We start from the raw sequence: 23,724 nt of genomic DNA, 5'->3' as shown, positions 1-23,724 counted from the left end.
CCTGTTTATCATTAAATTCTAATTATCGACGTTTTCGGCTGGCGGCGCAGCGATGTGCTGGTTAATCTGAAAACGATTTACGTAAAATTAACAAAAGAGAATAGCTATGCATGATGCACAAATCCGCGTTGCCATCGCGGGAGCCGGAGGGCGCATGGGGCGTCAGTTGATTCAGGCCACTCTTGGCATGGATGGCGTACAGCTCGGCGCGGCGCTGGAGCGCGAAGGTTCTTCTTTGCTGGGAAGCGATGCCGGAGAATTAGCGGGAGCCGGTAAAACGGGCGTTACCGTGCAAAGTAGTCTTGAGGCGGTGAAAGATGATTTTGATGTTTTCATCGATTTTACTCGCCCGGAAGGCACGCTGGCGCATCTGGCGTTTTGCCGCCAGCACGGTAAAGGGATGGTGATTGGCACCACTGGCTTTGATGACGCGGGCAAACAGGCTATTCGTGATGCTGCGCAGGACATTGCTATCGTTTTCGCCGCGAACTTTAGCGTTGGCGTTAACGTCATGCTTAAGCTGCTGGAGAAGGCGGCGAAAGTGATGGGTGATTACACCGATATTGAGATTATTGAAGCCCATCACCGTCATAAAGTGGATGCGCCGTCAGGCACTGCGCTGGCGATGGGGGAGGCGATTGCCGGGGCGCTGGATAAAGATTTAAAAGAGTGTGCCGTCTATTCGCGTGAAGGTTACACCGGTGAGCGCGTACCCGGTACGATCGGTTTTGCCACGGTGCGGGCGGGAGATATCGTTGGTGAGCATACCGCGATGTTTGCCGATATTGGCGAGCGCATTGAGATCACGCATAAAGCCTCCAGCCGCATGACCTTTGCCAATGGTGCAGTACGATCGGCAATTTGGCTGAAATCAAAGTCAAACGGTCTTTTTGATATGAAAGATGTGCTTGATTTACGCAATTTATAACTTTTATTACCCTTCGTGATGTGGTTATTGTAATCATAACTATTTGATTACATAGGGCAATATTTTATTGCCCTTTTATTTTTCGCTTTTTAATTTGATTTTTTATTTAATGACCTATTTGTTGATGTTTTGCGGGGTTATTTTGTTATTTCAATGTAAATTTTGACCAAATGGTCCACTTTTATCTATCGCGCTTCCTGTTTTTACACTCTTTATCTTCCGCAAGCGTTTTCCACCCCAAGTTAGCTGATCTTTTTGCCTGTTAAATCGTGTGTTTTATCTCAGTGGCGTAAAATAATAATAAAAAATGCCCTTTTGGGTAGACTTTTACGTGGGCTATCTCTAGAATGCCGCCGTTTGCCAGAAATCCATAGGTAAGCAAATTTGCATTGATTCATGAGGTGTTAATGAATTAATATGCAAATAAAGTGAGTGAATATTCTCTGGAGGGTGTTTTGATTAAGTCAGCGCTATTGGTTCTGGAAGACGGAACCCAGTTTCACGGTCGGGCCATAGGGGCAACAGGTTCGGCGGTTGGGGAAGTCGTTTTCAATACTTCAATGACCGGTTATCAAGAAATCCTCACTGATCCTTCCTATTCCCGCCAAATCGTCACTCTTACTTATCCTCATATCGGTAATGTCGGCACCAATGAAGCCGATGCAGAATCTTCTCAAGTACATGCGCAAGGCCTGGTCATCCGCGACCTGCCGCTGATTGCCAGCAACTTCCGCGATACCGAAGACCTCTCTTCTTACCTCAAACGCCATAATATTGTGGCAATTGCCGATATCGATACCCGTAAGCTGACGCGTTTGCTGCGTGAAAAGGGCGCACAGAACGGCTGCATTATCGCGGGTGATAACCCGGATGCGGCGCTGGCGCTGGAAAAAGCGAAAGCCTTCCCGGGTCTGAACGGTATGGATCTGGCGAAAGAAGTGACCACCGCGGAGCCTTATAGCTGGACGCAAGGTAGCTGGACGCTGGCCGGTGACCTGCCGGAAGCTAAATCCGCCGATGAACTGCCGTTCCACGTAGTGGCCTACGATTTCGGCGCTAAACGTAACATTCTGCGTATGTTAGCGGATCGCGGCTGCCGCCTGACGGTTGTGCCGGCGAAAACCTCTGCTGAAGATGTGCTGAAGATGAATCCGGACGGTATCTTCCTGTCCAACGGCCCTGGCGATCCGGCGCCGTGCGACTACGCGATTACCGCGATTCAGAAATTCCTCGAAACCGATATTCCGGTATTTGGCATCTGCCTCGGCCATCAACTGCTGGCGCTGGCAAGCGGTGCGAAGACCATTAAGATGAAGTTTGGCCACCACGGCGGCAACCATCCGGTAAAAGATATTGATAACAACACCGTGATGATCACCGCTCAGAACCACGGTTTTGCGGTCGATGAGGCCTCCATGCCTGCCAACCTGCGCGTGACCCACAAGTCGCTGTTCGACGGCACCCTGCAGGGGATTCATCGTACCGACAAACCGGCGTTCAGCTTCCAGGGGCACCCTGAAGCAAGCCCGGGTCCACACGACGCTGCGCCGCTGTTCGACCACTTTATCGAGTTAATTGAGCAATACCGTCAGTCCGCGAAATAATCAGGAGTAAAAGAGCCATGCCAAAACGTACAGACATAAAAAGTATCCTGATTCTGGGCGCGGGTCCGATCGTTATCGGTCAGGCGTGTGAGTTTGACTATTCCGGCGCGCAGGCGTGTAAAGCCCTGCGTGAAGAGGGGTACCGCGTTATTCTGGTGAACTCCAACCCGGCGACCATCATGACCGACCCGGAAATGGCCGATGCCACCTACATCGAGCCGATTCACTGGGAAGTGGTACGCAAAATCATTGAGAAAGAGCGCCCCGATGCGGTGCTGCCAACCATGGGCGGTCAGACGGCGCTGAACTGTGCGCTGGAGCTGGAACGCCAGGGCGTACTGGCTGAGTTCGGCGTGACCATGATTGGCGCGACGGCGGATGCCATTGATAAAGCGGAAGACCGTCGTCGCTTCGACATCGCGATGAAAAAAATCGGTCTCGATACCGCACGTTCAGGCATCGCTCACACCATGGAAGAAGCGCTGGCGGTTGCCGCTGACGTCGGCTTCCCGTGCATTATCCGTCCGTCTTTCACCATGGGTGGCACCGGCGGCGGTATCGCCTACAACCGCGAAGAGTTTGAAGAAATTTGCGAACGCGGTCTGGATCTTTCCCCAACCAACGAACTGCTGATTGATGAATCGCTGATTGGCTGGAAAGAGTACGAGATGGAAGTGGTACGTGATAAAAACGACAACTGCATCATCGTCTGCTCCATCGAAAACTTCGACGCGATGGGCATCCATACCGGTGACTCCATCACCGTTGCGCCAGCCCAGACGCTGACCGACAAAGAATATCAAATCATGCGTAACGCCTCGATGGCGGTGCTGCGTGAAATCGGCGTTGAAACCGGTGGTTCTAACGTCCAGTTTGCGGTAAACCCGAAAAACGGCCGTCTGATTGTTATCGAGATGAACCCGCGCGTCTCCCGCTCCTCGGCGCTGGCATCCAAAGCAACCGGCTTCCCGATTGCTAAAGTCGCAGCCAAGCTGGCGGTAGGTTACACCCTCGACGAACTGATGAATGACATCACCGGCGGGCGGACTCCGGCTTCGTTTGAGCCGTCCATCGACTACGTTGTGACGAAAATTCCACGCTTCAACTTCGAGAAATTTGTTGGCGCTAACGACCGTCTGACCACCCAGATGAAATCTGTCGGTGAAGTGATGGCGATTGGCCGCACCCAGCAGGAGTCTCTGCAAAAAGCGCTGCGCGGTCTGGAAGTGGGCGCGACCGGCTTCGACCCGAAAGTAAGTCTGGATGACCCGGAAGCGCTGACCAAAATCCGCCGCGAGCTGAAAGACGCGGGCGCCGAGCGTATCTGGTACATCGCCGATGCTTTCCGTGCTGGCCTGTCCGTCGATGGCGTGTTCAACCTGACCAACATCGACCGCTGGTTCCTGGTGCAGATTGAAGAACTGGTGCGCCTGGAAGAAAAAGTCACAGACCTTGGCATCAACGGCCTCGACGCTGACTTCTTGCGCGTACTGAAGCGCAAAGGTTTCGCCGATGCGCGTTTGGCGAAACTGGCCGGCGTACGCGAAGCGGAAATCCGCAAGCTGCGTGACCAATATAACCTGCACCCGGTCTACAAGCGCGTGGATACCTGCGCGGCAGAATTTGCCACCGACACCGCTTACATGTACTCCACTTATGAAGACGAGTGCGAAGCGAATCCAACTCAGGATCGTGACAAGATTATGGTGCTGGGCGGTGGTCCAAACCGTATCGGTCAGGGCATTGAATTCGACTACTGCTGCGTACACGCCTCGCTGGCGCTGCGCGAAGACGGTTACGAGACCATCATGGTCAACTGTAACCCAGAAACCGTTTCTACCGACTACGATACCTCCGACCGTCTGTACTTCGAGCCGGTAACGCTGGAAGACGTGCTGGAAATCGTGCGCATCGAGAAGCCGAAAGGCGTTATCGTGCAGTACGGCGGCCAGACTCCGCTGAAGCTGGCGCGCGCGCTGGAAGCGGCAGGCGTGCCGGTTATCGGCACCAGCCCGGATGCTATCGACCGTGCGGAAGACCGTGAACGCTTCCAGCAGGCGGTTGACCGTCTGAAGCTGAAACAACCGGCGAACGCCACCGTGACCGCCATTGAAATGGCGGTTGAGAAGGCGAAAGAGATTGGTTACCCGCTGGTGGTGCGTCCGTCCTACGTTCTCGGCGGCCGCGCGATGGAAATCGTCTACGACGAAGCCGACCTGCGTCGCTACTTCCAGACCGCGGTCAGCGTTTCTAACGATGCGCCGGTACTGCTGGACCGTTTCCTTGATGACGCGGTTGAAGTGGACGTGGACGCCATCTGCGACGGCGAAATGGTGCTGATTGGCGGTATCATGGAGCACATCGAACAGGCGGGCGTGCACTCCGGTGACTCCGCATGTTCTCTGCCTGCGTATACCCTGAGCCAGGAAATTCAGGATGTGATGCGCCAGCAGGTGCAGAAACTGGCCTTCGAACTGCAGGTTCGCGGTCTGATGAACGTCCAGTTTGCGGTGAAGAATAACGAAGTTTACCTGATTGAAGTGAACCCGCGTGCGGCGCGTACCGTTCCGTTCGTCTCCAAGGCAACGGGCGTACCGTTGGCGAAAGTTGCAGCGCGCGTGATGGTCGGGAAAACGCTGGCACAGCAGGGCGTCACCAAAGAAGTTATCCCGCCGTACTACTCGGTAAAAGAAGTGGTGCTGCCGTTCAACAAGTTCCCGGGCGTTGATCCGCTGTTAGGGCCAGAAATGCGCTCTACTGGTGAGGTGATGGGCGTGGGCCGTACCTTCGCGGAAGCGTTCGCCAAGGCACAGCTCGGCAGCAGCTCCACCATGAAAAAACAGGGTCGTGCGCTGCTCTCCGTTCGCGAAGGCGATAAAGAGCGCGTGGTTGACCTGGCGGCGAAGCTGCTGAAGTTTGGTTTCGAGTTGGATGCGACGCACGGCACCGCGATTGTGCTGGGCGAAGCCGGTATCAATCCACGTCTGGTGAACAAGGTGCATGAAGGCCGTCCGCACATTCAGGACCGTATCAAGAATGGCGAGTACACTTACATCATCAACACTACCGAAGGCCGTCAGGCGATTGAAGACTCCAAGCTGATTCGCCGCAGCGCACTACAGTACAAAGTGCATTATGACACCACCCTGAACGGCGGTTTCGCAACGGCGATGGCGCTGAATGCCGATGCTACCGAGAAGGTGACCTCGGTTCAGGAAATGCACGCGCAGATCAAAAAGTCATAAAAAAAGGGTCCGGTGATAATTGCGCTAACCGGGTCTGCAATATAATTGGGAAAGGGTTTCTGTAAAGAAACCCTTTTTTTATCTCTCATAAGGTCATTCCTGGCCAACCGTGCTTTCATAACCACATTTTCAATGTAATAAGCACGATGTTGCTCACACTAATCAACATTCAAGTCGCATACTATCCATCATATCCACAATTTTAATATGGCTTAGTTTTTATTAATTTGGACAGGCCGTAGCCAGATTTTTAATTTGTGAAATGGTGTGCTTATGTGTGAAAAATATGTTGAAAGACCGCTTTATTTGTTAATTGCTGACTGGATGATGGCTGAAGATCGTTGGATCACAGCAAAGGAAATTTCCCGCCATTTTGATATTGAACACTGCAAAGCAATTAATACGCTCTCTTATATTCTGTCGGAAGTGGGAGAAATTGTTTGTGAAGTTAAGATGATCCCTAATCAAATTGCAGGCCGCGGCTGCCAGTGCCAGCGTTTGGTGAAAGTCATCAGTATTGATTCTCATCTCTACAGACGATTGAATCACAATTTGCAGGAAAAAAAGGTGAGTGTGGCGAAAACGCCGCGACTGCCAGCGGTTCCCCCAACAGAGCTTAACCGTGAGCAGAAATGGCAGATGATGCTCTCCAAGAGCATGCGTCGATAATGGTGATTTGCCGGATCGGCGTGAGCGCTTCTCCGGCATAAATTACCGTGCTGATTTTGGCTTTACGTCCGTCGTGCCTTTCAGGCGCGGCCGATTTTTTTCGACCTGCGTTAATGGCAAGGTTTCGTGTAGTCCTGTTTGGCAGCGGATTGCAAGGTCCTGATACTCTTTGGTGTTCAGCCGTTTCCAGTGCAGCTCCTGGTCCGTGACTTCACGCAGTACGCGAACCGGTGAACCAACCAGCATCTGCCTTGCCTCTCCCTGAAATCCGGCTTTGACAAAGCTCATGGCAGCGACAATGCTCTCTTCGCCAATCACCGCGCCGTCCATAATCACGCTGTTCATGCCAATCAGCGCATCTCTGCCCACCACGCAGCCGTGCAGGATTGCGCCATGGCCGATGTGTCCATTCTCATGCACGATAGTGTCGGTGTCGCAATAGCCGTGCATGATGCAGCCATCCTGCAGGTTAGAACCGGCTTCCAGAATCAGGCGACCATAGTCACCGCGCAATGAGGCGTGTGGACCAATATAAACCCCGGCCCCCACAATGACATCGCCAATCAGTACAGCGCTGGGATGGACATAGGCATCCGGATGTACCACCGGAATCAGGCCCTCAAAGGCGTAATAGCTCATTGTCTTATCTCGGTTTTATTGCCGGATTGTGGCGTAAATACCTTATCCGGCATAGGCACATTAACGACCTTTCCATACCGGATCGCGTTTTTCCGCAAATGCCTGTGGTCCTTCGAGCGCATCTTCCGAGTGCAGCACCGATGGATAGTGCTTCAGCACACCGCTGCGGATGTACCGGTAGCCTTCTTCCACCGGCATTTCGCTGGTCGCACGGTAAATCTCTTTCAGCGCGGCGATAGCCAGCGGGGCGCTATTTACCAGCTGCTGCGCCAGTTCGCGCGCGCTATCCATCAGTTCGCTCTGGCTGACAACGCGGTTGACGATGCCCCAGCGCAGTGCTTCTTCGGCGCTCATTCGTCTGCCGGTCATCACCATTTCGTTAACGATTGCCGGTGGCAGCAGTTTAGGTAAACGCAGTACGCCGCCGCTGTCAGGCACGATCCCGAGTTTTGCTTCCGGCAGCGCGAAGCTGGCATTTTCCGCACAGACGATAAAATCCGCCGCCAGCGCCAGCTCAAAACCGCCGCCAAACGCGTAGCCGTTTACCGCGGCGATGACCGGCTTATCGAGGTCGAAAATTTCGGTTAAACCGGCGAAGCCGCCTGGGCCAAAATCGGCATCTGGCGCTTCACCTTCGGCCGCCGCTTTTAAGTCCCAGCCCGCAGAAAAGAATTTCTCTCCGCCGCCGGTGATAATTGCTACGCGTAATTCCGGGTCATCACGAAAATTAAGAAAAGCTTCCCCCATTGCAAAGCTGGTTTTAGCATCAATGGCATTGGCTTTAGGCCGGTCAAGGGTAATTTCCAGGATCGGGCCGTTACGGGTCAGATGTAATGATTCACTCATAGTTCATCTCCAGATAATTAGGTTTCCCGGCCGGAGGAATTCCGACCGGAAGGGTTATTTCAGATTTTTTTTGATTATTTTTCCTGAACAATTGCGCGGCAGGTCGGTTCTTATCTCCATAAAAGAAGGAACCTTGAATTTCGCCATATTGTTTTCGCAGAAGCTGAAGAACTCAGCTTCGCTTAATGTTTCGCCCTCATTAAGGACGACAAAAGCTTTAATGGCTTCATCACGGATCGAGTCTTTAATACCGACAACCACAATGTCCTGAATTTTCGGATGCGCAGAAATAATATTTTCCAGCTCGACGCAGGAGACATTTTCCCCACCGCGTTTAATCATGTTGCAGCGTCTGTCGACGAAATAAAAAAAACCGTCCGCATCCTGGTAACCCGAATCACCGGTATGTAACCACCCTTCAGGTTCCAGCGCTTTGGCAGTAGCGTCGGGTTGCGCGTAGTACTCTTTGAAGATTGTTTTTCCCGGCACGCCTTTAATGCAGATTTCGCCAATTTCTCCGGCGGGCAGGGGACGGTTGTGATCGTCACGGATTTCAGCTTCATAGCTAAAACCCACGCGACCAATAGAGGGCCAGCGCCGTTTGTCTCCGGGGCGATCGCCAATAATGCCCACGATGGTTTCGGTCATACCGTAGGAGGTCAGCAGTCTGACGCCAAAGCGGTCGATAAAGGCATCTTTTTCCTGTTCGGATAAATTGAGATAGAACATCACTTCGCGTAGGTGATGCTGTCTGTCCGTTGGGGCTGCGGGTTGGACCATCAGCGTTCTGATCATCATCGGGATGCATTCGGTGACCGTCGCCTGATATCTACGCACCTGATCCCAGAACGCCCTGGCGCTGTACTTCTCCACCAGCACAAAGGTGCTGCCTGCGGAGAAGGCGGCCATGGCAGCCGTACACTGACAGTCGATATGAAAAGCGGGCATCACCGTCATATAGACGTCATCATCGCGCAGAGCGATTTGCCAGGAGGTGTAGTAGCCCGCAAAGCGCAGGTTGTAGTGGGTAATCACCACCCCTTTAGGCCGCGAGGTGGTGCCTGAGGTAAACAGAATTTCCGCCGTATCGTCAGTGGATAACGCAGGCGTATAGCACAGATTAGTCGACTGGCGGGCTTGCAGTTGGGTAAAGTGGCTCACGCCGTCGTCAACCGGAAGCTGCTCGCCAATCAGACAGATATGATTTAGCGGAGTGGTATTTTCCAGCCGTATCTGGCGGTACATAGGATAAAACTCGGCACTGGTGACCAGCAGGCTCACCTGGCTGTTTTGCAGGATCCAGGCGCTCTCTTCGCCCAGCAAGCGGGCATTAATCGGCACCATAATGGCGCCAATTTTTGCCAGTCCAAACCAGCAAAAGATAAATTCCGGACAGTTATCCAGATGCAATGCGACCTTGTCGCCCTTGCGGATCCCTAAGGAATGGAAAAGGTTCGCCGTGCGGTTTATCTCTTCATTGAGCGAGGCATAGCTATACTGCCGAACGATTCCTTCGCAGGATTCGAAAATTAACGCCGTTTTATCTCCGTACACCCCGGCCAGGTCGTCCCACATCTGACGTAAGTTTTGTCCGCCAACGATATCCATAATGCTTTATCCACTGAAATCAGGCGTGAGCGCTAACCAACCAGCGGGTCAGCGCGTCGCGTTTATTCCTCAACTCTGGCCAGGCCTTTGCCGACCAGCTCATTTATGTCTGCTTCGCTATAACCAATGTTTTTCAGAATGGCGGCGGTATCCATGCCGTGTGACGGCATGCCACGCCAGATTTTCCCTGGGTTGTTTTTAAATTTCGGCATGATGTTCGGCCCTTTGCAGGTGCGGCCGTCCATCGTTTGCCACTGAGTAATGGATTCACGGGCAACGTACTGCGGGTTGCCTTCCAGTTCAGGAATGGTCAGTACCTTCGCGCAGGCGATATTCAGCTCAGCAAAGCGCGCCTGGACTTCGGCGATGGTGTGCGTTGCCAGCCAGGCGTCCAGTTTCTCTTCCACGAGCGGGCCGTAAGGGCATTCCACGCGATGGATAAGCTGGGTGCCTTCCGGGACTTCCGGTGTGCCAAGAATGTGGGCGAGGCCAATATCATTGAAGCACTCGTTGATTTGCGTGATGCCGACCAGCTCCATGACGATATAGCCATCGGCGCATTTATAGAGACCGCAGCCAGCGTAATACGGGTCTTTGCCTTTGGTCATGCGTGGACAAATTTCGCCGCCGTTGAAGTAGTCCATCATGAAGTACTGACCCATACGCAGCATCACTTCGTACATGGCGATATCAATGCTTTCACCCTTACCCGTTTCGCGTACTTTGTGCAGGGCTGCCAGCGCTGCTGTCGTTGCGGTCATCCCGGAGAAGTAATCGGCGGTGTACGGGAAGGCCGGCATCGGCTGATCAACATCACCGTTTTGGATCAGATAGCCGCTGAACGCCTGCGCGATGGTGTTATATGCCGGAAGATTGGTGTACTCCTCGGTACCAAACTGGCCGAAGCCGGAAAGGTGGGCGATAACCAGTTTTGGGTTATGTTCCCACAGCACGTCATCGGTAATGCCGCGGCGAGCAAAGGCCGGGCCTTTACTGGCTTCAATGAAAATATCGGTGGTTTCCATGAGCTTCAGAAACGCTTCCCGGCCTTCATCTTTGAAAATATTCAGCGACAGGGCGTGCAGGTTGCGGCGTGAGAGCTGTGGATAGTTAGGTTGCACGCGGATGGTATCGGCCCATGCGACGTTTTCAATCCAGATAACCTCAGCACCCCATTCGGCGAACATCTGTCCGGCGAACGGGCCGGCAATTTCGATCCCTGAAAAAACCACGCGTACCCCGGCAAGTGGGCCAAAGGTGGGCATTGGTAAATGATTCATAATTTTGCTCCTGGCATTTTTTGTAGGCCCGGTAGGCGCAGCGCCACCGGGCATGTTGCCGGATGGCGGCGTAAACGCCTTATCCGGCCTACGAATCGTGCTGAATTAGCGGTATTGCTTGAGTACCGCACGACCCAACGTCAGGATCTGCATTTCATCAGAGCCACCAGAAACACGGTCAACGCGCAGATCGCGCCAGAAACGCGTGATGCGATGGTTACCCGCGATACCTACACCGCCCAGTACCTGCATGGCGGTATCGACCACTTCAAACGCGGCGTTGGCGCAGAAGTATTTGCACATTGCCGCATCGCCCGAAGTGATGGTGCCGTTATCCGCTTTCCATGCCGCTTCAAGCAGCATGTTTTTCATGGAATTCAGTTTGATCGCCATATGCGCGAACTTCTCCTGAATCAGCTGGAAACGGCCGATCGTTTCGCCAAACTGCACGCGCTGATTGGCGTAGCGCGCGGCGTCTTCAAAAGCGCACATTGCCGTACCGTAGTTGGTCAGCGCGACGAGAAAACGTTCATGATCGAACTCTTCTTTCACGCGGTTGAAACCATTACCTTCCCGACCGAACATGTCTTTCTCGTCCAGTTCAACGTCGTCAAAGGTGATTTCACAGCAGCTATCCATGCGCAGACCGAGTTTCTCCAGCTTGTTGACCTTGATACCCGCTTTGCTCATGTCAACGAACCACTCGGTGTAAACAGGTTTATCCGGCGATGCACCATCTCTCGCCATAACCACGATGTACGGGGTATAGGCGCTACTGGTGATAAAGCACTTACTGCCATTAAGATAAACCTTACCATTTTTACGTGTATAAGTGGTTTTCAGGCTGCCAACATCCGATCCCGCTCCCGGTTCGGTGATGGCAGAGTTCCACATCTGCTTACCGGTTCCCTGGAATGCCATGATTTTATCAATCTGCTCTTGGGTACCTTCACGCAGAAAAGTGTTAAAACCGCCCGGCAATTGGTACAACACGTAAGTTGGCGCACCAAGACGACCCAGCTCCATCCAGACGGCAGCGACGGTAACAAAACCCGCTTCCAGACCACCGTGTTCTTCCGGGATCAACAGACTATCAATGCCCATATCCGCCAGCGCTTTTACAAAACGCTCAGGGTAGACGCTGTCACGATCGCACTCGGCAAAATAAGCTTCCCAGTTCTCACTGGCCATCAATTCACGAATACCGGCGACAAACAGCTCCTGCTCGTCATTTAAGTTGAAATCCATCTTTCAGCCTCTTGATCAATTGGGTTAATAAGAATTACTTGTCTTTCCAGTGCACTTTGGCGTCTTTAATAAAGGACAGCGTCACCATGATGTTGACGAAGAACAGCGGACATCCTCCGGCGATAATCGCGGTCTGAATCGGCTTCAGCCCACCCAGCGCCAGCAGAACGATACCGATGATGCCGACCAGAACGGACCAGCCGATACGCACTAACAGCGGCGGTTCTTCACCATCGCGGACTTCACGACAGGTGGACATCGCCAGGGTGTAAGAGCAGGCGTTAATCAGCGTCACGGTGGCAATAAAGCAGAGGATGAAGAAGCCCCACATGGTGGCGGTGCTGAGCGGTAGAGCAGCCCAGGTTTCGATAATGGCGCGCGCCACGCCGTGTTGTTCAATCAGCTGCGGGATGTTGAGAATGTTTTTATCCATCAGCAGCAGCGTGTTGCTGCCAAGGACTGTCCACAGGATCCAGGTCGACGCGGTCAGGCCCAGCACCATCCCGAAGCACAGTTCACGGACGGTACGACCACGAGAAATACGGGCCAGGAAGATACTCATCTGGATGGCGTAAATGACCCACCACGCCCAGTAGAAGACGGTCCAGCCCTGTGGGAAGCCGCCTTTACCGATGGCATCGGTATAGAACAGCATGCGCGGCAGATACATCAACAGCATGCCGACGGAGTCGGTGAAGTAGTTCATGATGAAGCTGGCGCCGCTGACGATAAACACCCAGCCCAGCATCAGGAAGCTCAGATAGCTACGCACGTCGCTGGCGATCTTGACCCCTTTTTGCAGGCCGCAGGCCACGCAAATGGCGTTCAATATGATCCAGCAGGTAATGATGATTGCGTCGAGTTGCAGCGTATGCGGAATACCGAACAGATACTGCATGCACTCGGTTACCAGCGGAGTGGCCAGACCGAGGCTGGTACCCATCGCGAAGATCAGCGCCACCAGATAGAAGTTATCGACGATGGTGCCGAACAGCCCTTTTGCATGCTTCTCGCCCACTAACGGTACCAGCGTGGAGCTGGGACGGATGACGTCCATCTTGCGCACAAAGAAGAAGTAGGCGAAAGCCACAGAAAGGAAACTGTAGGTTGCCCACGGCAACGGTCCCCAGTGGAACAGACTGTACGCCAGGCCCAGCTCTTTCGCGCCCGTAGAGTTAGGCGCGAGAGCAAACGGCGGGGTGGAGATGTAGTAGTAGATCTCGATGGAACCCCAGAACAGCACCGCGGCGGATGTACAGGAAGCGAACATCATAAAAATCCAGCTGGCGGTACTAAACTCTGGTTTTTCGTCGCCTAATTTCTTTTTGGCATACGGGCCAAAGACCAACCAGAACCAGCCGAAGAGCATGACGACCATATACCATTCAAATGCCCAGCCCCAGACATTGGTGACATAACTGAATACCGCATTAATAACGACGTTAGCGGCATCGAGATCTCTTACAGTTAGCCAACAAAGTATCCCAACTATTATTAATGGCGGAAAAAAAACCTTCGGTTCAATTCCCGATTTTCTCTTTTCATTTTTCATAAGTGAATTCCAGTGTGAAAACGAAACTTATTTAGCGTGCCCGTGCATGATCGTTTGTTTATTTATTATTAATGATTTGTTGATAACTTTTTAACCTCTGGGAGCGCCTCAGTGAGTAACCCATAATGAGTATTCATATCGGGTGGTTCTGTTATCTTCGTCACACTTTTTTATGCTGAGTAATTCGCTTAAAAATTTGATATTTTTTGTTTTTAATCAATTAGTTGAATGTGGTTTTTTAACTTTTTTAAGTGGCTGGCGTTCAATATTGTTGAACCCGCAGACAATATTGAAAATTTTCATATTTGACGTGATTCTTTCAATATTGGTGAGGTGCATAACACTATTGAAAGTTACGAATTTCAATGTGTGACATTTTCAATATTGGTGATTAAGGTTTTATTTCCGAATTAAAGAGCGTGATATCTGTATTTAACACTGCCGATATAAATACGTTTCCTTCATGATTTCTGGAGATGCAATGAAGATAATTACTTGCTACAAATGCGTACCTGATGAACAGGATATTGCGATTAATAATGCTGATGGTTCACTCGATTTCAGCAAAGCGGATGGCAAAATAAGCCAGTATGATCTGAATGCGATCGAAGCGGCTTGTCAGTTGAAACAACAGTCAGGAGAGGCCCTTGTTGTGGCCATGAGCGTCGGCGGCAAAGCGCTGACCAATGCAAAAGGGCGAAAAGATGTGCTTTCCCGTGGCCCAGATGAACTGATTGTTGTTATTGACGATCAATTTGAGCAGGCGCTGCCGCAACAAACTGCCAGCGCGCTGGCTGCCGCCGCGCAAAAAGCAGGTTTCGATCTGCTTATTTGCGGTGACGGTTCTTCCGATCTTTATGCTCAGCAGGTTGGTCTGCTGGTGGGCGAAGCGCTGAACGTTCCGGCGATTAACGGCGTGAGTAAAATCCTCTCTCTTACCGACAGCACTCTGACGGTAGAGCGTGAACTGGAAGATGAAGTCGAAACTCTGAGCATTCCGCTTCCGGCGGTGATCGCGGTCTCAACGGACATCAACACCCCACAAATCCCTTCCATGAAAGCCATTCTTGGCGCGGCGAAAAAACCGGTTCAGGTCTGGTCGCCGGCAGACATTGGCCTGAACAGCGCGCAGGCATATTCCGAACAACACGTTGCTGCACCGAAGCAGCGCGAGCGTCAGCGCGTTGTAATTGAAGGTGACGGTGAAGAACAGATTGCCGCGTTTGTCGAGAATCTTCGCAAAATCATTTAATTATCAGGGGATGTTATGAACAAATTTTCCAGTATCTGGGTATTCAGCGATACCCCTTCTCGTCTGCCGGAACTGATGAATGGTGCGCAGGCTTTAGGTGAAAAAGTTAACACGTTTGTGCTGAGTGAAGCGGACTGCGCGACGGCATGCCATTTAGGCGCAGATGATGTCTGGTTACTCAGCGGTAAACCAGAAGACCGTATGGTCGAAGACTACGCTGATGTGATGGCCGAAACTATTCGTCAGCACAGCGAGGGCGGGGCGGTGCTGCTGCCGAATACGCGTCGCGGCAAGCTATTAGCGGCAAAACTGGGTTTTCGCTTGTCGGCAGCGGTCTCAAATGACGCCAGTGCAGTCGCCGTGCAGGACGGAAAAGCGGCGGTAAAACATATGGTCTACGGCGGCCTGGCGATGGGGGCAGAAACAATCGCTTCACCGTTCGCCGTGATAACGCTCAGCAGTGGAACGTTTGACGCGCAGCAACCGGATACCGCCCGCAGCGGCGAGGTGCACAGTGTGTCATGGCAGGCTCCGGCTGTAGCCGTTACTCGTACGGCAACTCAGGCACGTCAGAGCAACAGCGTCGACCTCGACAAAGCCCGTCTGGTGGTTAGCGTGGGACGCGGGATCGGCAGCAAAGAAAATATCTCGCTGGCGGAGGCGCTGTGCCAGACGATTGGTGCCGAGCTGGCGTGCTCCCGTCCGGTGGCGGAAAACGAGAAGTGGATGGAACACGAACGCTACGTCGGCATCTCCAACCTGATGCTCAAGCCGGAACTGTATCTGGCCGTGGGGATCTCCGGGCAGATCCAACATATGGTCGGCGCCAACGGCGCGCAGACGATTTTCGCCATCAACAAAGATAAAAATGCGCCGATCTTCCAGTATGCGGATTTTGGCATCGTTGGCGATGCACTGAAGATCCTGCCTGCGCTGACGGCTGCTTTAGCGCGTTAAACCATTTCGGGCAGGATGCGAAGGTGTCCTGCCGCTGACAGGAGTACGTATGTCCGAAGATATCTTTGATGCCATCATCGTGGGTGCAGGTCTGGCGGGTTCGGTTGCGGCGCTGGTGCTGGCTCGGGAGGGCGCACAGGTGCTGGTCATCGAGCGCGGCAATTCTGCTGGCGCGAAGAATGTCACCGGTGGGCGCATGTATGCGCATAGCCTGGAGAACATCATTCCCGGCTTTGCTGAGCAGGCCCCCATTGAACGCATCATCACCCACGAAAAACTCGCCTTTATGACCGACAAAGGGGCGATGACCATCGACTATTGCAACGGCGAAGACGCCAAATCGTCGCAGGTTTCTTACTCTGTCTTACGCAGTAAATTTGACGCCTGGCTGATGGAACAGGCCGAAGAAGCTGGCGCTCAGCTCATCACCGGTATCCGCGTGGATAACGTTGTGCAGCGCGAGGGCAAAGTCGTGGGCGTGGAAGCCGATGGCGATATTCTGGAAGCCAAAGTGGTGATCCTTGCCGACGGAGTGAATTCTCTGTTGGCTGAAAAGTTGGGTATGGCAAAGCGCGTCGAGGCATCGCATGTTGCCGTCGGCGTAAAAGAGCTGATCGAGTTGCCGAAATCGGTAATTGAAGATCGTTTCCAGTTACAAGGGAACGAAGGGGCTGCCTGTCTGTTTGCCGGATCGCCCACCGATGGGTTGATGGGTGGTGGCTTTCTCTATACGAATGAAACGACCCTTTCTCTGGGACTGGTCTGCGGCCTTCATCATCTGAAAGATGCGAAAAAATCGGTTCCGCAAATGCTGGAAGATTTCAAACAACATCCGGCGGTTGCCCCGCTGATCGCCGGTGGCAAGCTGGTGGAATATGCCGCGCACGTCGTACCGGAAGCCGGTATCAACATGCAGCCAGAACTGGTGGGGGACGGCGTATTGATTGCTGGTGACGCTGCCGGAATGTGTATGAACCTCGGCTTTACCATTCGCGGTATGGATCTCGCCATATCCGCAGGTGAAGCGGCGGCGAAAACGGTACTTTCCGCAATGAAGCGCGACGATTTTAGCAAGCAGTCGCTGGGGGAATACCGTCAGCATCTGGACGAAGGCCCGATGCGCGATATGCGCATGTATCAGAAGCTACCCGCTTTTCTTGATAACCCACGCATGTTTACCGCTTATCCGGAAATGGCGGTCAGCATTGCGCGCGACCTGTTCACCGTGGATGGTTCGGCACCGGTGCCAATGCGTAAAAAAATCCTGCGCCATGCGAAGAAAGTGGGCTTCATCAACCTGATGAAAGATGGCCTGAAAGGAGTGACCGTATTATGACATCTCCCGTCAACGTGGACGTCAAACTGGGCGTCAATAAGTTCAATGTGGATGAAGACAGTCCGCATATCATTCTCAAAACCGATCCTGATAAACAGGTGCTGGAGGTGCTGATTAAGGCCTGTCCGGCTGGACTGTATAAAAAGCAGGATGACGGTAGCGTACGTTTTGATTATGCCGGATGCCTGGAATGCGGAACGTGCCGCATTCTCGGACTGGATACAGCGCTGGAAAAATGGGAATACCCGCGTGGGACGTTTGGCGTGGAGTTCCGCTACGGCTAAACCTGGTGCCGGATGGCGGCTTCGCCTTATCCGGCCTACAGGAACAATGCGTAGGCCTGATAAGCGTAACGTCATCAGGCATTAAGTTAAAATAAAACAGGACATAACCATGCAGCAGCCCAGGAACTTTGATGACATCAAATTCACCTCTATTCACCGCCGGATAATGCTGTGGGGAAGCGGTGGGCCGTTTCTGGATGGTTATGTGCTGGTGATGATTGGCGTGGCATTGGAACAGCTCACGCCAGCATTGAAACTGGATGCGCAGTGGATTGGTCTGCTGGGCGCCGGTACGCTCGCGGGGCTGTTTGTGGGGACGTCGCTGTTTGGCTACATCTCCGACAAGGTCGGGCGGCGCAAAATGTTCATTATCGATATTATCGCCATTGGCGTGATATCGGCGGCAACCATGTTTGTCTCCTCGCCCGTTGAGCTGTTGGTAATGCGCGTGCTGATCGGTATTGTGATTGGTGCCGACTACCCGATCGCCACCTCGATGATCACCGAGTTTTCCAATACCCGCCAACGCGCTTTCTCCATCGGTTTTATCGCCGCTATGTGGTATGTCGGCGCCACCTGTGCCGATCTGGTCGGCTACTGGTTGTATGATGTTGAGGGCGGATGGCGCTGGATGTTGGGCAGCGCGGTGATCCCCTGCATTTTGATCCTGATTGGGCGTTTCGATCTTCCTGAATCGCCGCGCTGGCTGCTGCGTAAAGGTCGGGTGAAAGAGTGTGAGGAGATGATGATCAAACTGTTCGGCGAACCGGTGGTGTTCGACGAAGAAGCGCCGCAGGAGACGCGCTTTCTTCAGCTATTTAATCGCCGTCATTTCCCGTTTGTACTGTTTGTCGCCGCTATCTGGACTTGTCAGGTGATCCCGATGTTTGCCATTTATACCTTTGGTCCGCAGATTGTGGGGCTACTGGGGCTTGGTGCCGGGAAAAGCGCCGCGTTGGGAAATGTGGTAATCAGCTTGTGCTTTATGTTGGGATGCATTCCTCCCATGTTCTGGCTTAATAGCGCGGGCCGACGACCGCTGTTAATTGGCAGCTTCATTATGATGACGCTGGCGCTGGCCGTGCTGGGGTTAATCCCTGATATGGGCGCGTGGCTGGTGGTGCTGGCGTTTGCCGTATACGCATTTTTCTCTGGGGGACCAGGAAACCTGCAATGGCTATACCCTAACGAACTGTTTCCCACCGATATTCGTGCGTCTGCCGTCGGGGTGATTATGTCCTTAAGCCGTATCGGCACCATTGTTTCAACCTGGGCGCTGCCAGTGTTCATCACCAAATACGGGATCAGTAATGTCATGTTGATGGGGGCGGGAATTTCGCTGATTGGCCTGCTCGTGTCCATCGCTTTCGCCCCGGAAACGCGAGGTCTGACGCTGGCGCAAACCAGCCAAATGACGATCCGCAGTAAACCCGTGACCAGGACGGGTTATTAGGAGTGTTCTGTATTTTCCCTGCAACTCAGTCAGTTAGCCTACAGTTAACGGGTATATCACTGAAAACGACTGAAAAGCAGGGAGAACACCATGCAAAAACATATTCTGATCACCTCTATTTTTACCGCAGCAGCATTGTTCACCGTAGCCGGTTGCTCCTCGAACCAGGCGGTTAAAACTACCGATGGCAAAACAATCGTGACCGACGGCAAACCGCAAGTCGATGATGATACAGGCCTGGTGTCGTACAAAAATGCGCAAACGGGTAAGACGGAACAAATTAACCGCGATCAGGTTAAAGATATGAGCGAACTGGATAACTAGTTCAGTTTTCTCCATTCAACCACTCAATAATATTGACTGTTAGCCTGCGGATTAACTGACTAAACTCACTGTTATTACAATAATGCAGTGAAACAGGCTAATCATGATCCTCATCATTTATGCGCATCCCTATCCGCAGCACTCGCATGCGAATAAGCGGATGCTTGAACAGGCAAGGATGCTGGAGGGCGTGGAGATCCGCTCGCTCTACCAGCTCTACCCCGACTTCAATATTGATATTGCCGCTGAACAGGATGCGCTGGCGCGCGCTGATTTGATTATCTGGCAGCATCCTATGCAATGGTATAGCACTCCTCCCTTACTCAAGCTGTGGATGGATAAGGTCCTTTCGCACGGTTGGGCGTATGGCCACGGCGGGACTGCGCTCCACGGTAAACATCTGCTGTGGGCAGTGACGACCGGCGGCGGCGAAAACCACTTTGATATTGGCTCCCATCCCGGATTTGATGTGCTTTCCCAGCCCTTACAGGCAACGGCACTCTACTGTGGCCTCAAATGGCTGCCGCCGTTTGCGATGCACTGTACGTTTATCTGTGATGATGAAACTCTGCAGGCGCAGGCGCGTCATTACAAACAGCGTCTGTTGGAGTGGCAGGAGGTTCATCATGGATAACCATACGCTAATACAGGCGCTGATTTATCTCGGATCGGCGGCGCTGATTGTCCCCATTGCCGTGCGACTGGGGCTAGGATCAGTGCTGGGGTATCTCATCGCAGGGTGCATTATTGGACCATGGGGTCTGAGGATGGTGACCGACGCTGAATCAATCCTGCATTTTGCCGAGATCGGCGTGGTGCTGATGCTGTTTGTCATCGGTCTGGAGCTGGATCCGCAACGTTTGTGGAAACTGCGGGCCTCGGTGTTCGGTGGTGGTGCGCTGCAGATGGTGGTATGCGGCGGTCTGATTGGTTTGTTCTGTATGTTCCTCGGCCTGCGCTGGCAGGTAGCGGAACTGATCGGCATGACGCTGGCGCTTTCCTCCACGGCTATTGCTATGCAGGCGATGAATGAGCGAAACCTGATGGTTTCGCAAATGGGGCGCAGCGCGTTTGCCGTGCTGTTGTTCCAGGATATCGCCGCTATTCCTCTGGTGGCGATGATCCCATTACTTGCGGCGAGCGGAGCATCGACAACGCTTGGGGCGTTTGCGCTCTCCGCCCTTAAGGTGGCGAGCGCCCTGGTGCTGGTGGTGTTGCTGGGGCGTTATGTGACGCGTCCGGCCTTGCGTTTTGTCGCTCGTTCTGGCCTGCGGGAAGTATTCAGTGCCGTTGCGCTGTTCCTCGTTTTTGGCTTCGGTCTGTTGTTGGAAGAGGTTGGACTGTCGATGGCGATGGGGGCGTTCCTGGCCGGTGTGCTGCTGGCAAGCTCTGAGTATCGTCACGCGCTGGAAAGCGATATCGAGCCATTTAAAGGGCTGCTGCTGGGACTGTTTTTCATCGGCGTCGGGATGTCTATCGACTTTGGTACGCTGATTGATAATCCCTTGCGCATTATCATTCTGTTGGTCGGTTTCCTGGTTATCAAAACTGTCATGCTGTGGCTGATAGCGAAACCCTTACAGGTGCCGAACAAGCAGCGCAGATGGTTTGCCGTGTTATTAGGGCAGGGCAGTGAGTTTGCCTTTGTGGTGTTTGGCGCGGCGCAAATGGCAAACGTGCTTGATCCTGATTGGGCGAAATCTCTGACGCTGGCGGTGGCGCTGTCGATGGCGGCGACGCCGATTTTACTGGTAATTCTGACGCGTCTGGAAAAATCGGCGACCGGTGAAGAGCGGGAAGCAGATGAAATTGACGAGGAACAACCTCGGGTGATCATCGCCGGGTTTGGGCGATTTGGTCAGATAACCGGTCGTCTGTTGTTGTCGAGCGGGGTCAAAATGGTGGTTCTTGATCATGACCCGGACCATATCGAAACGCTGCGTAAATTCGGCATGAAGGTTTTCTATGGCGATGCGACGCGGATGGATCTGCTGGAGTCTGCCGGGGCGGCTAAAGCTGAAGTTATTATTAACGCCATTGACGATCCGCAAACCAGCCTGCAACTGACCGAAATGGTGAAACAGTATTTCCCGCATCTGCAAATTATTGCCCGTGCGCGCGATGTGGATCATTACATCCGCCTGCGCCAGGCTGGCGTGGAGATGCCGGAACGTGAAACCTTTGAGGGCGCGCTGAAGACCGGACGTCTGGCACTGGAAGGTCTTGGGCTTGGACGCTATGAAGCGCGTGAGCGGGCCGATGTATTCCGCCGCTTCAACACGCTGATGGTTGAGGAGATGGTGAAAGGGGAAAATGACGCAACGTCCCGCGCGGCGGTATATAAACGCACCAGCGAAATGCTGAGTGAAATTATTGCGGAAGATCGTCAGCACTTATCATTAATTCAACGCCATGGCTGGCAAGGCACGGATGAAGGTAAGCATACGGGCGACGTCGCCGATGAGCCGGAAGTGAAACCGTCAGCATAGGGTAAAAAATGTGATGTTCTGCAAACTTTACTGCTAATTGGCTGTTTTTGAACTACTGTAATGCTGGCGTACCACCTTAAATAGGTCGGTTCGCCAGCAGAACGGAAAATTTTCATGCTCATCCTCTTTCCGCCAGTCGACGAAAGATTGCGCTTTCCGTATAGTGGCGACAATTTTTTTGTATCCGGGAAACATTCAATGATCAGTCTGATTGCGGCGTTAGCGGTAGATCGCGTCATCGGTATGGAAAATGCCATGCCATGGAACCTACCTGCCGATCTCGCCTGGTTTAAACGTAATACCTTAAACAAGCCGGTTGTCATGGGACGCCACACGTGGGAATCCATCGGGCGACCGTTGCCAGGGCGTAAAAATATCGTCATCAGCAGCAAGCCTGGCACCGACGATCGCGTGCAGTGGGTGAAGTCTGTTGAGGAAGCGATCGCGGCCTGTGGCGATGAACCTGAAATCATGGTTATTGGCGGTGGGCGTGTGTATGAGCAGTTCCTGCCGAAAGCGCAGAAACTGTATCTGACACACATTGATGCGGAAGTTGAAGGGGATACGCATTTCCCGGACTACGAACCGGATGACTGGGAATCGGTGTTCAGTGAATTCCACGATGCTGACGCGCAAAACTCCCACAGCTACTGCTTCGAGATTTTGGAACGTCGTTAATGTGGATGCCTGATGGCGTTGCGCTAATCAGGCCTACAGATTGCACATTCGTTTGCCGGATAAGGTGTAAGCACCGCCATCCGGCAGACGACTATCAGGCGTTGACGGCCTCGCCGGGATCCAGATTCAGATGGCGATTTGATGGTTGTACAAAGTACTGTTTGTCTTCCCAGCGCAGACAGGTAAGATCCCCGCCCCAGCAACACCCCGTATCTAACGCGTAAATACCTTCTGGCGTGCCTTTGCCCTCCAGCGATGCCCAGTGCCCGAATGCAATGCTATAGGCTTCACTGACCGGTCCAGGAATGGCAAACCACGGTTTCAGCGGGGCAGGCGCATCTTCTGGCGACTCTTTGCTGTACATATCCAACTGACCGTTGGGGAAGCAGTAACGCATGCGGGTAAACGCGTTGGTAATAAAACGCAGGCGCGCCAGCCCCGTCAGCTCCGGGGTCCAGTTATTTGGCATGTCGCCGTACATGGCATCAAGAAAGAATGGATAAGAGTCGCTCGACAGCACGGCTTCAACATCGCGAGCACAGTCCTTCGCCGTCTGCAGATCCCACTGTGGGGTAATCCCTGCATGCGCCATGACCAGTTTCTTCTCTTCATCAACCTGCAACAGCGGCTGACGACGTAGCCAGTTAAGCAGCGTGTCAGCATCCGGTGCCTCAAGCAGCGGCGTGAGCCGGTCTTTCGGTTTATTACGGCTGATGCCAGCAAACACGGCCAACAGGTGTAAATCGTGATTACCGAGGACTAACCGTACGCTGTCGCCCAGCGATTTAACGTAGCGCAAAACGTCTAACGACCCTGGCCCACGCGCGACCAGATCGCCGGTGAGCCATAAGGTGTCTTGTTCTGGATTAAAGTCAACCTGGTGCAGCAAGGCTACCAGTTCATCGTAACAACCGTGAACGTCGCCAATGAGGTATGTTGCCATAGCTATTGTTTTAATGAATGAGTGTAGGAACGGCGAGTCGGAACACGGGAATGTCGATGGTAAAGGCGATCCCTTGCTCATCGATCATTTCGTAATGACCCTGCATGGTGCCCAGCGGTGTTTCAATCACCGCACCGCTGGTGTACTGGTACTCTTCGCCAGGTTCGATGTGGGGCTGAACGCCAACCACGCCTTCGCCCTGAACTTCGGTTTCACGGCCATGACCATTGGTGATCAACCAATAACGCCCCAACAGCTGCACAGGCGCTCGCCCCAAATTGCGGATAGTCACGGTATAAGCAAAAACGTAACGTTCATCATCAGGTGAGGATTGCGCCTCAATGTAGACGCTTTGTACCTGAATGCACACTCGGGGCGAATTGATCATG

At 53.0% G+C, this 23,724-nt stretch carries 21 protein-coding genes; 13 read left to right on the top strand and 8 right to left on the bottom strand.

Annotated features, from left to right (window positions below; translation table 11 throughout):
* Window positions 1–106: 106 nt before the first annotated feature.
* The 4 genes from dapB to caiF all read left to right on the top strand — a co-directional run bounded on the left by dapB (window position 107) and on the right by caiF (window position 6,446).
* Window positions 107–928 carry a 4-hydroxy-tetrahydrodipicolinate reductase gene (gene dapB / locus HV237_RS20140; protein WP_047358348.1) on the top strand — a complete coding sequence of 274 codons (822 nt, stop codon included), beginning with the start codon at window positions 107–109 and terminating at the stop codon, window positions 926–928.
* Between the two features lie 455 nt (window positions 929–1,383).
* Entirely contained in the window at window positions 1,384–2,532 is a 1,149-nt protein-coding gene (gene carA / locus HV237_RS20135; RefSeq protein WP_003018918.1) for a glutamine-hydrolyzing carbamoyl-phosphate synthase small subunit, read from the top strand.
* 17 nt (window positions 2,533–2,549) lie between these two features.
* Window positions 2,550–5,777 carry a carbamoyl-phosphate synthase large subunit gene (gene carB / locus HV237_RS20130; RefSeq protein ID WP_016151650.1) on the top strand — a complete coding sequence of 1,076 codons (3,228 nt, stop codon included), beginning with the start codon at window positions 2,550–2,552 and terminating at the stop codon, window positions 5,775–5,777.
* Between the two features lie 273 nt (window positions 5,778–6,050).
* On the top strand, window positions 6,051–6,446 hold the full coding sequence (gene caiF / locus HV237_RS20125; RefSeq protein WP_016151651.1) for a carnitine metabolism transcriptional regulator CaiF: 396 nt from the start codon (window positions 6,051–6,053) through the stop codon (window positions 6,444–6,446).
* A 42-nt stretch (window positions 6,447–6,488) separates the two neighbouring features.
* Here caiF and caiE read toward each other — a convergent pair whose 3' ends face one another.
* The 6 genes from caiE to caiT all read right to left on the bottom strand — a co-directional run bounded on the left by caiE (window position 6,489) and on the right by caiT (window position 13,619).
* Window positions 6,489–7,085 carry a carnitine operon protein CaiE gene (caiE, locus tag HV237_RS20120; RefSeq protein WP_047358347.1) on the bottom strand — a complete coding sequence of 199 codons (597 nt, stop codon included), beginning with the start codon at window positions 7,083–7,085 and terminating at the stop codon, window positions 6,489–6,491.
* A 60-nt stretch (window positions 7,086–7,145) separates the two neighbouring features.
* A complete protein-coding gene (gene caiD, locus HV237_RS20115) occupies window positions 7,146–7,931 on the bottom strand; it encodes a crotonobetainyl-CoA hydratase (protein WP_000004376.1) in 786 nt (261 codons plus the stop codon).
* Between the two features lie 54 nt (window positions 7,932–7,985).
* Window positions 7,986–9,539 carry a crotonobetaine/carnitine-CoA ligase gene (caiC, locus tag HV237_RS20110; RefSeq protein WP_047358346.1) on the bottom strand — a complete coding sequence of 518 codons (1,554 nt, stop codon included), beginning with the start codon at window positions 9,537–9,539 and terminating at the stop codon, window positions 7,986–7,988.
* A gap of 62 nt (window positions 9,540–9,601) precedes the next feature.
* A complete protein-coding gene (gene caiB / locus HV237_RS20105; RefSeq protein WP_016155668.1) occupies window positions 9,602–10,819 on the bottom strand; it encodes an L-carnitine CoA-transferase in 1,218 nt (405 codons plus the stop codon).
* Between the two features lie 105 nt (window positions 10,820–10,924).
* Window positions 10,925–12,067, bottom strand: a complete 1,143-nt coding sequence (gene caiA, locus HV237_RS20100; protein WP_003018898.1) for a crotonobetainyl-CoA dehydrogenase — start codon at window positions 12,065–12,067, stop codon at window positions 10,925–10,927.
* A gap of 34 nt (window positions 12,068–12,101) precedes the next feature.
* A complete protein-coding gene (caiT, locus tag HV237_RS20095; RefSeq protein ID WP_019078351.1) occupies window positions 12,102–13,619 on the bottom strand; it encodes an L-carnitine/gamma-butyrobetaine antiporter in 1,518 nt (505 codons plus the stop codon).
* Window positions 13,620–14,100: 481 nt separating this feature from the next.
* On the opposite strand from caiT, the gene HV237_RS20090 reads away from it, so the two are divergent.
* The 9 genes from HV237_RS20090 to folA all read left to right on the top strand — a co-directional run bounded on the left by HV237_RS20090 (window position 14,101) and on the right by folA (window position 22,392).
* Complete coding sequence (locus HV237_RS20090) at window positions 14,101–14,871, top strand: electron transfer flavoprotein FixA (protein WP_016155670.1); 771 nt, start codon at window positions 14,101–14,103, stop codon at window positions 14,869–14,871.
* A gap of 15 nt (window positions 14,872–14,886) precedes the next feature.
* The gene (locus tag HV237_RS20085; protein WP_016155671.1) at window positions 14,887–15,828 is read left to right on the top strand and encodes an electron transfer flavoprotein subunit alpha/FixB family protein; all 942 of its coding nucleotides are present in this window, start codon (window positions 14,887–14,889) and stop codon (window positions 15,826–15,828) included.
* Window positions 15,829–15,877: 49 nt separating this feature from the next.
* A complete protein-coding gene (locus tag HV237_RS20080; protein WP_047358345.1) occupies window positions 15,878–17,164 on the top strand; it encodes an FAD-dependent oxidoreductase in 1,287 nt (428 codons plus the stop codon).
* Window positions 17,161–17,448, top strand: a complete 288-nt coding sequence (fixX, locus tag HV237_RS20075; protein ID WP_000203738.1) for a ferredoxin-like protein FixX — start codon at window positions 17,161–17,163, stop codon at window positions 17,446–17,448. Before HV237_RS20080 ends, fixX begins: the two co-directional genes overlap by 4 nt.
* A 109-nt stretch (window positions 17,449–17,557) precedes the next feature.
* On the top strand, window positions 17,558–18,901 hold the full coding sequence (locus tag HV237_RS20070) for an MFS transporter (protein WP_016151659.1): 1,344 nt from the start codon (window positions 17,558–17,560) through the stop codon (window positions 18,899–18,901).
* Window positions 18,902–18,991: 90 nt separating this feature from the next.
* Window positions 18,992–19,225: a YgdI/YgdR family lipoprotein gene (locus tag HV237_RS20065; RefSeq protein WP_003018880.1), complete on the top strand. Its 234-nt coding sequence runs from the start codon at window positions 18,992–18,994 to the stop codon at window positions 19,223–19,225.
* A gap of 103 nt (window positions 19,226–19,328) precedes the next feature.
* Window positions 19,329–19,859: a glutathione-regulated potassium-efflux system oxidoreductase KefF gene (gene kefF, locus HV237_RS20060; RefSeq protein ID WP_016151660.1), complete on the top strand. Its 531-nt coding sequence runs from the start codon at window positions 19,329–19,331 to the stop codon at window positions 19,857–19,859.
* Complete coding sequence (kefC, locus tag HV237_RS20055) at window positions 19,852–21,714, top strand: glutathione-regulated potassium-efflux system protein KefC (RefSeq protein WP_016151661.1); 1,863 nt, start codon at window positions 19,852–19,854, stop codon at window positions 21,712–21,714. The genes kefF and kefC overlap by 8 nt, the downstream gene beginning before the upstream one ends.
* Before the next feature lie 198 nt (window positions 21,715–21,912).
* Complete coding sequence (gene folA / locus HV237_RS20050) at window positions 21,913–22,392, top strand: type 3 dihydrofolate reductase (protein ID WP_016151662.1); 480 nt, start codon at window positions 21,913–21,915, stop codon at window positions 22,390–22,392.
* A gap of 94 nt (window positions 22,393–22,486) precedes the next feature.
* On the opposite strand, the gene apaH is transcribed toward folA, so the two are convergent.
* Window positions 22,487–23,335: a bis(5'-nucleosyl)-tetraphosphatase (symmetrical) ApaH gene (gene apaH / locus HV237_RS20045; RefSeq protein ID WP_016151663.1), complete on the bottom strand. Its 849-nt coding sequence runs from the start codon at window positions 23,333–23,335 to the stop codon at window positions 22,487–22,489.
* Between the two features lie 10 nt (window positions 23,336–23,345).
* A complete protein-coding gene (gene apaG / locus HV237_RS20040) occupies window positions 23,346–23,723 on the bottom strand; it encodes a Co2+/Mg2+ efflux protein ApaG (RefSeq protein ID WP_003018867.1) in 378 nt (125 codons plus the stop codon).
* Window position 23,724 lies beyond the last annotated feature (1 nt).

Source organism: Citrobacter sp. RHBSTW-00570, from assembly GCF_013739755.1.
In the GTDB taxonomy this organism is placed as follows: domain Bacteria; phylum Pseudomonadota; class Gammaproteobacteria; order Enterobacterales; family Enterobacteriaceae; genus Citrobacter; species Citrobacter braakii.
Note: the sequence above shows the minus strand (reverse complement) of the source record. Positions and strands in the feature narration are given on the sequence as shown.

Excerpts from the sequence above, each read along its gene's own strand:
- dapB (WP_047358348.1), top strand. The coding sequence starts at position 107 with ATGCATGATGCACAAATCCGCGTTGCCATCGCGGGAGCCGGAGGGCGC.
- carB (WP_016151650.1), top strand. The coding sequence starts at position 2,550 with ATGCCAAAACGTACAGACATAAAAAGTATCCTGATTCTGGGCGCGGGT.
- caiF (WP_016151651.1), top strand. The coding sequence starts at position 6,051 with ATGTGTGAAAAATATGTTGAAAGACCGCTTTATTTGTTAATTGCTGAC.
- caiE (WP_047358347.1), bottom strand. The coding sequence starts at position 7,085 with ATGAGCTATTACGCCTTTGAGGGCCTGATTCCGGTGGTACATCCGGAT.
- caiD (WP_000004376.1), bottom strand. The coding sequence starts at position 7,931 with ATGAGTGAATCATTACATCTGACCCGTAACGGCCCGATCCTGGAAATT.
- caiC (WP_047358346.1), bottom strand. The coding sequence starts at position 9,539 with ATGGATATCGTTGGCGGACAAAACTTACGTCAGATGTGGGACGACCTG.
- caiB (WP_016155668.1), bottom strand. The coding sequence starts at position 10,819 with ATGAATCATTTACCAATGCCCACCTTTGGCCCACTTGCCGGGGTACGC.
- caiA (WP_003018898.1), bottom strand. The coding sequence starts at position 12,067 with ATGGATTTCAACTTAAATGACGAGCAGGAGCTGTTTGTCGCCGGTATT.
- caiT (WP_019078351.1), bottom strand. The coding sequence starts at position 13,619 with ATGAAAAATGAAAAGAGAAAATCGGGAATTGAACCGAAGGTTTTTTTT.
- HV237_RS20090 (WP_016155670.1), top strand. The coding sequence starts at position 14,101 with ATGAAGATAATTACTTGCTACAAATGCGTACCTGATGAACAGGATATT.
- HV237_RS20085 (WP_016155671.1), top strand. The coding sequence starts at position 14,887 with ATGAACAAATTTTCCAGTATCTGGGTATTCAGCGATACCCCTTCTCGT.
- HV237_RS20080 (WP_047358345.1), top strand. The coding sequence starts at position 15,878 with ATGTCCGAAGATATCTTTGATGCCATCATCGTGGGTGCAGGTCTGGCG.
- fixX (WP_000203738.1), top strand. The coding sequence starts at position 17,161 with ATGACATCTCCCGTCAACGTGGACGTCAAACTGGGCGTCAATAAGTTC.
- HV237_RS20070 (WP_016151659.1), top strand. The coding sequence starts at position 17,558 with ATGCAGCAGCCCAGGAACTTTGATGACATCAAATTCACCTCTATTCAC.
- HV237_RS20065 (WP_003018880.1), top strand. The coding sequence starts at position 18,992 with ATGCAAAAACATATTCTGATCACCTCTATTTTTACCGCAGCAGCATTG.
- kefF (WP_016151660.1), top strand. The coding sequence starts at position 19,329 with ATGATCCTCATCATTTATGCGCATCCCTATCCGCAGCACTCGCATGCG.
- kefC (WP_016151661.1), top strand. The coding sequence starts at position 19,852 with ATGGATAACCATACGCTAATACAGGCGCTGATTTATCTCGGATCGGCG.
- folA (WP_016151662.1), top strand. The coding sequence starts at position 21,913 with ATGATCAGTCTGATTGCGGCGTTAGCGGTAGATCGCGTCATCGGTATG.
- apaH (WP_016151663.1), bottom strand. The coding sequence starts at position 23,335 with ATGGCAACATACCTCATTGGCGACGTTCACGGTTGTTACGATGAACTG.
- apaG (WP_003018867.1), bottom strand. The coding sequence starts at position 23,723 with ATGATCAATTCGCCCCGAGTGTGCATTCAGGTACAAAGCGTCTACATT.